The 13,744-nt window shown below is 60.7% G+C and carries 12 protein-coding genes; 6 read left to right on the forward strand and 6 right to left on the reverse strand.

Annotation, left to right across the window (positions count from 1 at the left end):
- Positions 1-117: 117 nt before the first annotated feature.
- Complete coding sequence (locus F6X37_RS13305; protein WP_187611627.1) at positions 118-1,428, reverse strand: Nramp family divalent metal transporter; 1,311 nt, start codon at positions 1,426-1,428, stop codon at positions 118-120.
- 317 nt (positions 1,429-1,745) lie between these two features.
- Here F6X37_RS13305 and F6X37_RS13310 point away from each other — a divergent pair, with 317 nt between their 5' ends.
- The 3 genes from F6X37_RS13310 to F6X37_RS13320 all read left to right on the forward strand — a co-directional run bounded on the left by F6X37_RS13310 (position 1,746) and on the right by F6X37_RS13320 (position 5,555).
- Positions 1,746-2,762 (forward strand): YncE family protein, encoded by a 1,017-nt coding sequence (locus F6X37_RS13310; RefSeq protein WP_262419888.1) that lies wholly within the window; start codon positions 1,746-1,748, stop codon positions 2,760-2,762.
- Between the two features lie 38 nt (positions 2,763-2,800).
- Positions 2,801-3,736: a sterol desaturase family protein gene (locus F6X37_RS13315; protein ID WP_262419889.1), complete on the forward strand. Its 936-nt coding sequence runs from the start codon at positions 2,801-2,803 to the stop codon at positions 3,734-3,736.
- 943 nt (positions 3,737-4,679) lie between these two features.
- Positions 4,680-5,555 carry an alpha/beta fold hydrolase gene (locus F6X37_RS13320; protein WP_187611628.1) on the forward strand — a complete coding sequence of 292 codons (876 nt, stop codon included), beginning with the start codon at positions 4,680-4,682 and terminating at the stop codon, positions 5,553-5,555.
- 90 nt (positions 5,556-5,645) lie between these two features.
- Here F6X37_RS13320 and F6X37_RS13325 read toward each other — a convergent pair whose 3' ends face one another.
- On the reverse strand, positions 5,646-7,628 hold the full coding sequence (locus F6X37_RS13325; protein ID WP_187611629.1) for an acid phosphatase: 1,983 nt from the start codon (positions 7,626-7,628) through the stop codon (positions 5,646-5,648).
- 516 nt (positions 7,629-8,144) lie between these two features.
- Positions 8,145-8,426 carry a DUF4148 domain-containing protein gene (locus F6X37_RS13330; protein ID WP_187611630.1) on the reverse strand — a complete coding sequence of 94 codons (282 nt, stop codon included), beginning with the start codon at positions 8,424-8,426 and terminating at the stop codon, positions 8,145-8,147.
- An 864-nt stretch (positions 8,427-9,290) separates the two neighbouring features.
- On the opposite strand from F6X37_RS13330, the gene F6X37_RS13335 reads away from it, so the two are divergent.
- Together F6X37_RS13335 and F6X37_RS13340 are read left to right on the forward strand one after the other, a co-directional pair.
- Complete coding sequence (locus F6X37_RS13335; RefSeq protein WP_184058000.1) at positions 9,291-9,947, forward strand: peroxiredoxin; 657 nt, start codon at positions 9,291-9,293, stop codon at positions 9,945-9,947.
- Positions 9,948-10,003: 56 nt separating this feature from the next.
- Positions 10,004-11,071, forward strand: a complete 1,068-nt coding sequence (locus tag F6X37_RS13340) for a rhodanese-like domain-containing protein (protein ID WP_184058002.1) — start codon at positions 10,004-10,006, stop codon at positions 11,069-11,071.
- 32 nt (positions 11,072-11,103) lie between these two features.
- On the opposite strand, the gene F6X37_RS36800 is transcribed toward F6X37_RS13340, so the two are convergent.
- Together F6X37_RS36800 and F6X37_RS36805 are read right to left on the reverse strand one after the other, a co-directional pair.
- Positions 11,104-11,229 carry a hypothetical protein gene (locus F6X37_RS36800; RefSeq protein ID WP_262419890.1) on the reverse strand — a complete coding sequence of 42 codons (126 nt, stop codon included), beginning with the start codon at positions 11,227-11,229 and terminating at the stop codon, positions 11,104-11,106.
- Positions 11,230-11,240: 11 nt separating this feature from the next.
- Positions 11,241-11,423 (reverse strand): hypothetical protein, encoded by a 183-nt coding sequence (locus F6X37_RS36805; RefSeq protein ID WP_316251959.1) that lies wholly within the window; start codon positions 11,421-11,423, stop codon positions 11,241-11,243.
- A 643-nt stretch (positions 11,424-12,066) separates the two neighbouring features.
- Here F6X37_RS36805 and F6X37_RS13350 point away from each other — a divergent pair.
- Entirely contained in the window at positions 12,067-12,684 is a 618-nt protein-coding gene (locus tag F6X37_RS13350; protein WP_187611631.1) for a dihydrofolate reductase family protein, read from the forward strand.
- 36 nt (positions 12,685-12,720) lie between these two features.
- On the opposite strand, the gene F6X37_RS13355 is transcribed toward F6X37_RS13350, so the two are convergent.
- Entirely contained in the window at positions 12,721-13,665 is a 945-nt protein-coding gene (locus tag F6X37_RS13355) for a LysR family transcriptional regulator (protein WP_184030178.1), read from the reverse strand.
- Positions 13,666-13,744: the final 79 nt, after the last annotated feature.

Genomic DNA, 13,744 nt, shown 5'->3' on the forward strand with positions numbered 1-13,744 from the left:
CCGTTTTTGGAGCAGGACCTCTGGTCCCCCAGCGGTCAGTCGATGGCTAGCGAACAAACTTCGCCGTCCATCGCACCGGGAGTGCGGCCCATCCCCAAAGAGTCCGGGTGGGCTGCATCAGCTTGCAGGCATGCCCGGAATGCTGACGCCGAACGACTGAAGCAATAGCACCGCATTCAGCGCGAGGATGACGACCGTCGCGGCAATCGCTGCAATGTCCGTTAGCCGTCTATTGACGAACTCGCCCATGATGTCTTTGCGGCGGGTGAAGAGCACCAGCGCCACCATCGGGATCGGCAACGCAAACGAAAGAACGACCTGACTGATCACCAGCGCCTGGGTGGCATTCACGCCGAGGCCGACCACCACGAACGCCGGCACCATGGTCACCAGACGTCGCACCCAGACGGGAATCCGGAAACCCACGAAGCCCTGCATGATCATCTGGCCAGCCATGGTGCCGACAACGGAGCTGGAGATACCCGAGCAGATGAGCGAAATCAGGAAAACCGCCGCCGCGCCCGCACCGAGCAACGGCGTGAGCGTATGGTAAGCAGTTTCGATTTCCGCGACGTCGCGGTGGCCGGCATGGAATGCCGCGCTGGCCATGATTACCATGGCCATGTTGACGAGACCTGCGAAGAAAAGCGCAACGATGACTTCCCGGTTCGAAAAACGCAGCAGTGCGCGATGCTCGCTCGCGTCGCTCGCCGGAGTCCGGCCCTGAGTCAGCCCGGAATGGAGATAGATCGCATGTGGCATCACGGTGGCGCCCACGATACCGACCGAAACGGTCAGCGCTTCCCGGTTCGGCATTGAGGGCAAGATCGAGTGCAATCCGGCCTGTCCCCATGCGACGGGCGCAATGAACAATTCGATCAGGTAACACAGACCGATCACAGCAACGAGCGCGCCGATGATGATCTCCATTGGCCGGTAGCCGCCTTTTTCAAACACGAGGATGCCGTATGTCACCACCGCGGTCACCGCCATGCCGGCCATCAACGGCATTTTGAACAGCAACGCGAGGCCGATTGCGCCACCGAGGAATTCGGCCAGGTCGGTTGCCATCGCGGCCACTTCGCTGACACACCACATGACGAAGACGGCCTTGCGCGGCAGTTGCTCGCGACACATTTCCGCCAGATTACGGCCCGTCACGATGCCGAGTTTGGCAGAGAGCGCCTGGAACAGCATGGCGATCACGTTGGCCATCAGTACCACCCACAGCAGCGTGTACCCAAACTGGGAACCGGCCTGGATGTTGGTCGCGAAATTGCCTGGGTCCATGTAGGCGATCGAGGCAATCACTGCGGGTCCGGCGAACAGCAGCGCAGAGCGCAAGCCGGTTCGTTTGCCGGCCAGCACATCGCGAATCGCAACAGTCGTGCGATCTGTGAGCGTATTTTTGCCGGCAGTGCTGTTCATGGACACTTCCCGACTTCTCTGGACGTACGTGGCACTGCTATTACTCCAGGTTCTTTAGCGCGTGATGGCAATATACAACGGCCAAATTCCGCGGATGATCGGGGCGGGTGCTGCGCAAAGCGCGCCCGGGGCCGCGGGAAGCTCGGTCAAATACGGCGAAATCGCATGCGCATCGTCAGCTTCGCCCGAAATTTGTTAGGCTACTGACAGGAAGCGGTTGAGCATCGCTCCATATCAGCGCCATTCGCAATTCGTCCTTGCGTGACGGTGAATCCATCCAGCAAAATGAGTGGTTAATTCTCTCATGCATGCCCTCCATGAAGCTTTCACGTCGCGAAGTACTTGGCCGTAGCCTGGCCATTCCCCTGAGTCTCGGCCTGTCGCCTTTCCTCGCCCTTCGTTCAGGTATCGCCAGCGCGGCGCCCCCCAATCTCGCTATCGTAATGAATTCCGGCGAAGCCAGCGTTTCGGTCATCGACATGGCGTCGCACAAGATCGTCCGGACATTGCCGACGTTGCGCGAACCCAGTCACTGGGCGCTTTCGCGCGACAGAAGCAAGCTCTATATTGCCGACGCCAGCGGCAATGCGCTGTTCATTGTCGACCCGCACACCGGTTTGGCGCTTGGCCATAAGGTGATCGCCGATCCGTACCAGCTTGGCTTCACGCCGGATTTCCGCTACCTCGTCGTCAATGCACTGCGGCTCAACTATGTCGACATCTACCGCCCCGACGACCTGACGCTCGTCAAGCGCTTCTCGCCCGGCGGCATGCCGAGCCACCTCGACTTCTCGCCGGACTCGCGCTGGAGCTTCAATTCGATGCAGCAGTCCGGCACGCTCGTTTCATTCGACCTGACGAACCTGACGATCCGCTGGAAGTCGAACGTCGGATCGACCCCCGCCGGCGTGCTCTGGCACAACGGCAAGGTACTGGTCTGCGTGATGGGCAGCGACCATGTGGCGGAAGTCGATCCAGTGACGGGTAACGTGCTGCGGCGGGTGAAAACCGGCGTCGGCCCGCACAATGTCTTTCTTACGCCCGACGGCGCGACGCTCTACGTGAGCAACCGGATCGGCGGCTCGCTGGTGGCGCTCGATCCAACCACCCTCGAGCTTCGTCGTACCTATCCGTTCCACGCTGCGGGGCCAGATGATATTGCTGTTGGCCCCGACGGCAAGCTATGGGTGACGCTGCGTTTCCGGGAGCAGGTCGCCGTACTCGATCCAGCCAGCGGCAACTACGAGACCATCAATGTCGGACGCTCGCCGCACGGCATCTTCCTCACCACCGAAATGAGCCGCCCCGGTCTCGTTACCGCCGAAACGCTCTAACGTCCATCATGCTGATATTTCTCGACAGATTCTTCAATATGCTGGCCGGTGAAATCGACCAGTATCTCGTTCTGCCGTTGCTGTATCACTTCGGCTGGATGCAATGGGAAGAGCTTTCCTTCGACTGGGCGCTGATCTGCGTCTATGGCCTCTTCGCGGTTATCGTCACGTATGCGGTTTGCTGGCCGCTCGAAGCACTCTTTCCGATCGAACGCTGGGATGACCGCAAAGCCGTCGTAACCGACGCGTTCTATACGATCCTCAACCGCGTCGGGGTGTTGCCTGTCGTCAGTTTCCTGCTGTTCTACCAGGTGCAGGTGTGGGTGAACGGCTTCGTGGTCGATCACGGCTACATACCGCCAACGCTTGAGACGTTGATACCGCCGCTTCTCGGTCATCCGGTCATTACCTTCATCGCGTACGCGCTGATTCTGGACTGTGCCGATTACTGGCGTCACCGCCTGTCGCACTCATACCGTAGCTGGTACGCACTGCATGCGTTGCATCATGCGCAGCGGCAGATGAGTTTCTGGTCGGACGACCGCAACCATCTGCTTGACGACCTGGTCGCCGCAATCTGGTTCGGCATGGTCGGCCTCGCGATCGGTATTCCGCCGCTGCAGTTTCCACTGCTGTTCCTGTTCATGCGCTTCATCGAAAGCCTGAGCCACGCCAATATCAAGCTTTCGTTCGGCTGGCTCGGGGACCGGTTGATCGTCTCACCACGCTTTCACCGGTTGCATCATGGCCTGCGCGCGGCCGGCCGCAATTCCTGTAACTACGGCGCCGTCTTCCCGATCTGGGACGTCATGTTTGGTACAGCGGACTTCTCCGCCGAGTACCCGCCTACAGGCGACCGGCGCGCACCGGAATCGATGGCCACGGGCGGCTACATCGCACAGCAACTGGGCGGCTTGCAGTTTTTCCTTGAACAGTGGCGGCAACCGGCAAAGGCTCGCCGCAGTCCCTCCTGAGAACATCCCTGCATTGCGCCAATGCCCAAACGGGCCGGTTCATGTGCGCCTGGATTTGGTCTGGACCGGCTGGTGCAAAGAACCTGTCAGCAGACCGTAAAACATCTGCTCTGTGCCTTTGAACCTGAGGTGCGATAATTGCAGTTGCCGGTTTCAGAATGCCCGCATACCGGCATCTACCCGCTCTATCCCGCTATCCTCAGTTCAAAGAGATCGAAGTGGTAAAGACCGTCAAGCAAAGATCAGGGCAAATACACGTCGCGATACGGCCTGCGCTCCGGCAACATAGGGGGCTGTCTCTCCCCGACGCGACGCGCCCGTCAAGGCGCCCATGGAGTGAATGATGTTGCGCAGAACCAGTTCCTGGTTTGTGCGTTACACGCTCCGCGCGCGCGTTCGCACGCTCGCGCGTAAAGCGATTGGGCTGGCAATCTTTGTCAGCGGTTCCGCAGTGATTGTCGTGTACCTGCTACGACGCGTCTCCGAAGGCTAAACGTCAAAGACAGGCGTGGCGCATTTGATTTCCAGGCAGTCCCGCGACGCAAACGTCGGGCGTCTGGAGCTACAGAGCAGCGCCCTCGCGGCTGGCAGCCCGACGCTTCGACTTCCTTTCCCTGGTGTTCAGGCGCGATCACCGGAGGCACAAGGCAGCCGTAGTGTTAGAACGGGCAGCGCAGGTGACGCAGTGACGTACCTGCTAGATCTGATTGGCGAAACCAGCCGACATCCGTCCGACGCGATCGGCCGCGCCCGGACCCGTTTCTGCCACTGCGGTAAGTTTCCCATGATGGACGCCTCCTGTTCCAAAGGATAGGTGTCCACGAAAGCGGGTCAACTCCACAGCACGAAAAACGCATCCATACATGGCCGGAGACCGGCCTCTAACTAAACTGGTCGTCAATATCTACCGCGTGATTCGTATGAAGGTCAAATTGGAAAGGCAATGACGAAGACGATACGCTGCCAGTGGGACAGTGGAGAGTTCGCGCTGGACGTGGATGAGGCCGGTAGCGGCGCTTCGGTCGTCCTCCTGCCGGCCCTGAGTACGATTTCTACGCGCCTGGAGATGCGCCCGCTGCTCGACTTGCTCGCGCCTCAGTTTCACGTGACGACGGTTGATTGGCCGGGGTTCGGCGATCAGGCGCGGCCAAAGGAAGAATGGTCGCCGGAGCTTCTCTCGGAGTTTCTTAACTGGTTTCTAAGCGACATCGTGGCACCACCGCACGCCATTGTGGCGGCCGGACATGCAGCCACCTATGCGCTTTACCAGGCCGTCTTGCGCTCGGATACGGTTGATCGCCTGGTCCTCATCGCACCGACGTGGCGCGGCCCGTTGCCGACGATGATGGGTGGCCAGCGGGCCTGGTTCTCCCGTGTGCGCTCTGCCATTGATCACCCCCTCGCTGGTCCGCTTCTCTACCGGCTCAACGTCAGCCGCCATGTCATCACCATGATGGCGAGAGAACACGTTTACAGCGATCCTGACTGGCTTGGCGGCGATCGTCTCGCGGCCAAACTCGCCGTCACCCGTGCACCCGGAGCCCGGCACAGTTCGGTACGCTTTGTGACCGGTGCGCTAGACCGGGTCGCCAACCGTGCGGCGTTCCTTGATCTTGCGCGCCGAGCCAACATTCCGATCCTCGTGATCTACGGCGATCAGACGCCGCCGAAATCGCGTGTCGAAATGGAGGCGTTAGGACAATTGCCAAATGTTCAGGTCGAATGGGTCATGAAGGGCAAGCTCGCGATTCACGAAGAGTTTCCAGAAATCGTCTCCGTTGCCATCAGGCGGTTTTTGACGAAGGAATCGCCGCTTTAGACGATCAACGACAGACGGGCATAGCCGGACGCTCCGCATTACAGACAGCGGGTTATCCGGGCGACGCATAGCCACGCCAATATGGCCGGATTACGAATCGATGTGCACCGACACGCCGGTCGACGAGTAGACCGGCGTCGCCTTGTGGCCGTCGACCGTGATCGTCGTGAACTGCTTCGTCGCCCCGTTGCCATCGATCAGATCGATGGTGTCGCCGACCTTGGGCGCATAGCCGCTCACGAACTTCACGTGTAGCGTGCCGCCGGCGATGGTCAACTGATTACCAACGTGCAGTTGGCCGGCGCCTTTACCGTCAATGTCGAGTTCGAGTGTCGTGCCGGCGAGCTGCGTGTACTTGCCGACGATGGACACGGGCGACGCCGCCGCGATGGTGATGCCACCGGCACCCACATACACGTCGCCCGTGCCGAACGCATTTGGAGAATCGGCCTCGAGCACGCCGCCGCTTACCTGGGAGCCGCCCGACCAGGTGTTGTTGCCGCCGAGCTTCAAGGTTCCGCTACCCTGCAGCGTCAACTTCCCTGCGCCGGCAATGTCGTTGCGCCACAAATCCGACGCGTTGAATCCGCCCTGGGACGCATCCATCGAAACGATGACGCTGCCATGGAACGCACCATATCCGTCCCCGGCTGCAAACATGTTGAGGCGGCCCCACCCTTCCGCATCGTCCATGACCGGATAGCCGGAAGGAAGCTCGGTCGTTTTGAGCACCACGCGGCGCTGCTCAGCGCTCAGATACGGAAAGCGCGTCTCCAGTAACACCTCCGCACCCTTCGGCACAACGGGAGGCGCATTGGTCGATTCGATCGGAGCAAAGCCGAACGTCATACGGCGAGTGAAGTCCGCTTTGTTCGTCGCGTAGTCGGCGAAGCGGTCCGTCGCTGCCGTGCCGGAGTGGGCGAAAACGGCGAAGCTCGTCGAGCTGGTATTCGTCGACTGCATCAGGGCCGCGTGCGCCTGGCTAAATGCGGCGCTCTTCAAGGTGGCGTTGCTCGGATCGGAAAGATTCGCAGCAGTCGCCGCAAGTGCAAACATTCGACCAGCAATGACGTCGAGCGGCGAGTGCATACCGGCGAAAATGCGGTTTTCGCCAAGTTCGAGGCCGCGGCTCGCCATCTCCTGGAACCGCTCCGGCAGCACGTAGGCCATCGTCATCGCGTCGCGCATAGCCTCCGCCTCGTGACCGCTGATAAATCCGCCATCGGTCGAAGGCGTGGTGCTCTCGGCAGGCACCAGAGTCGGATCTACCACGACACTCGTGCTCCAGCGGTATGGCCGGGCGTATTTGTAGAAGCGCTTGGCCGGCTCGGTGGACGCGTTGTTGCCCATGATGTTGAGCAGGTCGACAACCTGGCCGAAACTGGTGTTGCCGCCACTGCTGCCGACGCCGATGTTGTTGCCGTTGTCGTTGTACAGAACGGTCGTCGCATCCGCCGGAATCGACGTGATGGTCGTTACCTGCTGCGCCGCCGCGCGCCACGCATTGGTGAGCGGTCCCATGCCATCGGTCACGCTATAACCTTTGCCGCGCCGGTCGTCGTAGTAGGCTGCGTCGGCCTGTGCCTGAGTTCGGTTGGTCGTCTCGGTGACCACGAATTGAATGTTTGCGGCATGGACGGCATTGTTCACGACAGCCCCACCCGGCGTACCGTCATTGGGTAGTCCTGTCCACGTGGACTGCACGACAGCCGGAAAGGAACCATTGGCGGGCGCGGAGACGCCCGCATCGACGATCTCGGTCAACGGTTGCCAGATGTCGAGGAATCGCGAGACGACACGCACGCCCGCATTCGTGGCGAGCGTCGCATATCGCGCATCGCCGCGCTGGTTAGTCGCAATCGTGTCGACGAACGCGGGCACGTCGGGGATTGCGGCGTTGTCGACAAAACCGGGGTCGGCAGGGGGCGCCGGGATCGTGGCCGTCGCCGTCGTCGTCGAAGTGTTCGAGGCGCTCGGCGTAGAAGAATCATTGCTACCACCGCACGCGGCTAGTACCGCCACGCTTGCGAGCACCGTGAGGCGCAGCGGGAGAGGGACGCGAAAATGAGGCATCACGAGACTTTCTTGTGGTTGTTGGTGGCGTCGGATTGTGCGGATGAATTATGACGGCATTGTTTCGACTGATTACGCGGTATCGGATATCGTGGCGCGATTCGCAGGTATCCCGGAAGACCTGGTGGTGGAAGCTGCACATGCGTCGCAGACGTGTGAACGCAGAACTCCTTAGTATTTGATTGCGGCTCATCCACATTCGCGAAGCATGCGAAAGGTTTCATTCCGCGAGGTATTGGTGCAATGTCGATTCGGAACGCCAACCACAGGGCGATCCTTTAACGGACAACCGTTTCGCGTGAGCCTAAAACCACCCCTTTACCGTCGCCACTCGCCAGACGACAAACATGACGAGGCCCACCGACGCGGCGGTCAACAGAATGAAGTCAATCGAGCGCACTAGCTTTTTCATATCGACGTTGGATCGGACGCGCGACGTTCGCATGAGAACCGGAAGTTAGGCGTGTGGAAGTACCGAAACGCGCTCGTATGGAATGTCGAACGCTCACCAGCACTTCAGTGATGCGAGAAAAGCGCGTTATCTGAGGGCGTTGCGAAGGAAAGGCGATGTCCGGATTGCGAATTCACTACCGGCCCTGAACCGTAGTCGTTATTCGCGTGTGCCTGCCGCGGGCTGCTCTCGTCCGGATAGTGCACTTTCGACTGATGGAGCGTGCCGTTCTGTTCCGCCTGTATGACGTTCGCTTCCACCTCGGAGCGAGTGAGCGGCTGCGCCGACGAGAGCGCTGGAATGGCGATTGTGGTTGCAAGGATCGCATGAGCGATAAGTACTTTCATAAATTGGCTCCCTGGTGAATAGGCAAATTTCGATGGATCGAATGGACCACGCTAACTGCATTGAAAGCGAGTCGATCTTCACGCTGAGGTGGACCGCGAACAGATAGCGATCGACGGGGTGCCCGGTATTCAGTGCGTGGATATGACGGTACGCCCTGCAACCTTAAAAGCCGCTTATCCCGTCTCCGAAAAATGCGCGGCGTCCGCGAGCCATGTTCCGACCGTTTATCGATTAAGGCGATCTGGCAGTTCTTTGACGAACCGGGTTCGCCTGACTCGCCAGGCACTGCGGACTGACCCGCCGCAACCGCGAATATCCGCACTGCGCCGCCAAACCGGGCCATCATGGCGAGCATTCAGCAGATGTTTTTCGAGCGGACGGAGGCTGCGTTTGTTGCAAGCGCTTCAGTACCGCACGCTCCGACGCGCCTCGCGCTTGCTCGCATGGCGTGGACGACCGAACGGTCTGATCAAATCGGGGTCGGTAAATCTGTGCGCTATCGAACACACGCCGGTGAGTCGAATGTCCATGATTTACCGGTAAACGTCATTCCCCTAAGCCGTTTCGAAGTGGCCAGCCGGACTGACTTCGATGGGTGTCAGCATGGCTTGTGCGTAACGCGCTATATTTGAAATCTCACTGCGATGCGGCAATGCTCGTATTCGCCCGACAGGCGGCGATCTCGAGCTTCTTCTGCACGGCGACGCCCTACTTGCCGCGCGTGTATGCGCCGCGAAAGCTTCGTCTATCGTTGTGAGCGTTGGTGATTTTCAATCCCCGAGATTAACCGGGCTCGTGTTGGACCGTTGCAGACAGGCCTGGCTCGGGTCTTCCGCTTAACCACGACTTCACAGGACGGCAATATGTCACTTCGTATCAATGACACCGCGCCCAACTTCACCGCGCGGACCACGCAGGGCACCATCGATTTCCACGACTGGATCGGCGACCAATGGGCGGTCCTGTTCTCTCATCCGAAAGACTTCACGCCGGTTTGCACGACTGAACTGGGCTACATGGCGAAGATCGAGCCGGAGTTCACCAGGCGCAACGCGAAGCTGATCGGGTTGTCGGTCGATCCGGTCGAAGACCACGAAAAATGGGCCGCGGACATCGAGGAAACGCAGGGCGCCGCCGTCAAATACCCGATGATCGGCGACACCGACCTCGCGATCGCCAAGCTGTACAACATGCTGCCGGCCGACGCGGGCGATACCAGCGAGGGCCGCACCGCCGCGACCAACGCGACCGTGCGCTCGGTTTTCATCATCGGTCCCGACAAGAAGATCAAGCTGACACTGACCTACCCGATGAGCACCGGCCGCAACTTCGACGAAATCCTGCGCGTGCTCGATTCGATCCAACTGACCGCCAAACACAAGGTCGCGACGCCGGTCAACTGGAAGCAGGGCGAAGACGTGATCATCACGTCCGCGGTCAGCAACGACGAGGCGCAGCAGATTTTCCCTGGTTTCAAGACTATCAAACCGTATCTGCGCACCACCAAACAACCGGGCTGACAGATGTGGCACGGCGGCCGCTTGCGGCCGCTCGCCGACCTTCCTAAGGGATACAGATGATTTTTCGTCAGCTGTTCGATCCTGCTTCGTCGACCTACACGTACTTACTCGGCGACAGCGGCGAGGCGGTGCTCATCGACCCCGTCTACGAGCAGGTGCCGCGCGATCAGGCGCTGCTGCGCGAGCTGGGCCTATGGCTGCTCACGACGCTCGATACCCACGTGCACGCTGATCACGTAACCGGCGCATGGCGCATGCGTTTGCGTTGCGGCAGCGAGATCGGGCTTGCCGGGGTCGTCGAGGCGAAAGGCGTCACGCGAGCGCTCGCGCATGGCGATCGGATCGACTTCGGCACGCGTCATCTGAGCGTGCGCGCGACGCCTGGCCATACGAACGGCTGCCTGACCTACGTGCTCGACGATCTGAGCATGGCCTTTACCGGCGACAGCCTGCTGATTCGCGGCTGTGGCCGCACCGATTTCCAGCAGGGCAGTCCGCAGCAGTTGTTCGCGTCCGTGCGCGAGCAGATCCTGTCACTGCCGGACGACTGCCTCCTCTATCCCGCGCACGATTATCGCGGCATCACGGTGACGAGCGTGACCGAGGAGCGGCGCTTCAATCCGCGTCTGGGCGGCGACGTCGACGTCGGCGATTTCGCCGGTTACATGAACAACCTGAATTTGCCGCATCCGAAGCAGATGGCGGTCGCGGTGCCCGCAAACATGCGTTGCGGGCAGCCGGAAGGCGGCGCCGAAGTTGCGACCGAAACGCCGGATTGGGCACCGTTGACGCTGCGCTTTAGCGGCGTGTGGGAAATCGAGCCGATGGCGCTGCTCGAGCATGGCGCCGCGTTTCAGATCGTCGATGTGCGCGAGGCGCCCGAGTTCATCGATCGTTTGGGTCATCTGCCGGGCGCGAAGCTGGTGCCGCTGTCGCAATTGACAGGGCGGCTCGATGAACTGGAGCGCGAGCGGCCGGTGGTCGCGGTGTGCCGGTCCGGCGTGCGCTCGGCGCAGGCAAGCGTGTTGCTGACGAAGGCGGGGTTCGGCAAGGTGGCGAATCTTGCCGGTGGGATGCTGCGGTGGAGGACGGAGGGGTTGCCGGTTGCGTCGGATAGTGTTTGAGGGGGAGTCGGCGCTTCGGAACCCCCACAAGCTCAGCCTCGACCTTGCCCCAAAGCCGCGCCAGCCTTCGAATAGCTAGCGCTCCGTTGCGCCGGCCGCGTGACCAGCCAGATCCCCCCGCATACGAGCACCAGCGCGACGAGATTCTTCAATTCCATGATGTTCTCGTTCAGACATATCGCGGATAGCAAAAGGTGAACGCAAATTCAAACAGACCGCCGCCAAAATTGACGACCATCACGCCGACGAATCCCAGCAGGCATCCAAGTGCCTTGCGTGGCGAGACCTTGTCGTTTTGGTAGATGAAATGGGCAAGCAGCGCACTGAAGAAGGTCGTTGTCGAATTCAGGATCGAACCGCGAACGCCGGTCGTGTAGGCGAGACCGCACGAACCGGTAGCCTGCGAAGATCAGCTTTGAAGGAATATCGTTTTGCGTGATTGCGAGCAACGCATAGCCAATTTTAATTGCCGGGTACGAACTGCCCCACAGCAGGCAGCATACGGTCGCCACAATGACGAGCACTTTCGGTTGGGTGAATAACCGCGCGGAATCGCGCGATCCGGTTGTTGCTGAAGGTACGGACATGTTTCTGGTGATGTTGTCTTTGTGCACTGTGTGGGCAGGCCACAGCAGTGCTTTTTTTGTAATGTCTGGCAGATGCGGCTGCTTCGCGTCTTGCCACGCGTAGCACGGGCACGCCAAATACGGCCGCTGAGACCCATCGGCCATCGAACGAAATGCCACGGGCGACCGGACGTTACGCCGGCTGCTATGTCCGCATCACTGTGTCGGGCGATCTTCCGACCATGCGCTGGCGAGTGGTGCGCACCTTCACACCTGCGGCGCAGGCACCCGTGGGTCCAGTCATTGTGCGCCGACCGCGCGATGCTCGCTCGCGCGGCTTCACCCGGTGCGGACGTCGATTGTCGATCCGCACGCGACTCGTTCGTCGTATAGATGGAACCGATCAGGTTCATCGCCCAGGAGCACATCATGCGCAAGCACATCGTTTCCATGTTCCTCAGTCTGGATGGCGTCGCTCAATCCCCCGGCGCGCTCGAGGAGGATGCCAGTGGTGATTTTCGTTTGGGTGGGTGGATCGTCCCTTACGCCGACGAAGCGGTCGGCGCAAGTGTGCATCATCTGCTCGCGCAGCCGTTCGAGTTGCTGCTAGGGCGTTGCACGTACGACATATTCGCGTCTTATTGGCCATATGTACCGGCCGATTCACGCAACCGCGACATGGCCGACCAGTTCAATCAGGTCCCCAAGCACGTGGCCACGCATCGATCCGATACGCTCGGTTGGCACAACAGTCATGCACTGAAGGGCGACCTTGCCGACGCGATACGCGCGCTGAAACTTCAGGACGGTGCCGATCTATTGACGTTCGGCAGCGGCGACATGGTGCGCCAACTGCTGGCGGCGGGCCTCGTGGATGAACTCCAACTCCTGATTTATCCCGTCATGCTCGGGCACGGCAAACGCCTGTTCGGCAACGATGCGCAAGCGTCCGCCTTCACGCTGGCACACGCGACGAGCACCCCCGGCGGCGTGCTGATCACGCGCTACACCCGCAACGGCGAAGTCCGAACCGGAACGTTCGAGTAAGCGCGAAGCTTCCGCTCGACGCTTACAAACGGAGGCCTATTTCTTCCTCACGTCCCGCGCTCGCCTGCCACGCGCCACGGTATCGGCGAACAGGTCAATCACGACCTCGCGCAGCCAGCGATTGCCTTCATCCTGATGGACGCGCTCGTGCCACAACAAATGGATCGGCGCGGCGGGCAGCGTCATCGGCAGCGCGCGCAGGCTGAGCGAGAACGGCGTGGCCAACTCCAGAGCGAGGCGCTCGGGCACCGTGGCGATCAGGTCGGTACGTTGCAGGATGTAGCCGACGCTCATGAAGTGCGGCACCGTCAGTCGCACCTGACGCCGCACGCCGCGCCGTTTCAGCCACTCGTCCACTTGACCGTGGCCGGTGCCGGCCGACACCACCACCAGATGCTCGGCTTCGCGCCACGCGGAAAGCGTGAGCGGCGCGTCCTCGAGTGGGTGAGCGCGCCTGAACAGACAGACGTAGCGCTGATCGAACAGACGCCGCTGATAGAAACCCCCCTTCAACTGCGGCAATAGACCGATCGCCAGGTCGACCCGGCCGTCGGCCATTTCGTTGCTCAGATTGACGCTCGTATTGCGCACCGTATTCATCGCGATGCCTGGCGCGACGCGCGACAATCGTTCCAGCAATGCGGGCAAAAACACGACTTCGCCGATGTCGGTCATACCGATCGTCATCGTACGGATCTCGCGCAGCGGATCGAAGCCCGTCACCGGATTGAGCGCGGCGTGCAAGGTGGCGAGCGCCTGCGAGACCGGTTCCGCGAGACGCAGCGCGAACGGGGTAGGCACCACGCCGCCCGGCGCCCGCACGAACAGCGGATCACCGAGCAGGCGGCGCAGCTTCGCGAGCGCATTGCTGACGCCCGGCTGGCTCATGTTCATTTGCTCGGCGACGCTCGCCACGCGCCGCTCCTGCATCAGCCGCTGGAACAGCAGCAGCAGGTTGAGATCGAGATCGCTCAGTTCCATGGTCTCGGCATGACCTAAGGTCATTCATTTCAGTGATGAAGTAGATTCATTTCATCTTATTGAGCAATGATCGTCTAGT

This window comes from Paraburkholderia sp. 31.1 (genome assembly GCF_014397645.1).
GTDB lineage: Bacteria > Pseudomonadota > Gammaproteobacteria > Burkholderiales > Burkholderiaceae > Paraburkholderia > Paraburkholderia tuberum.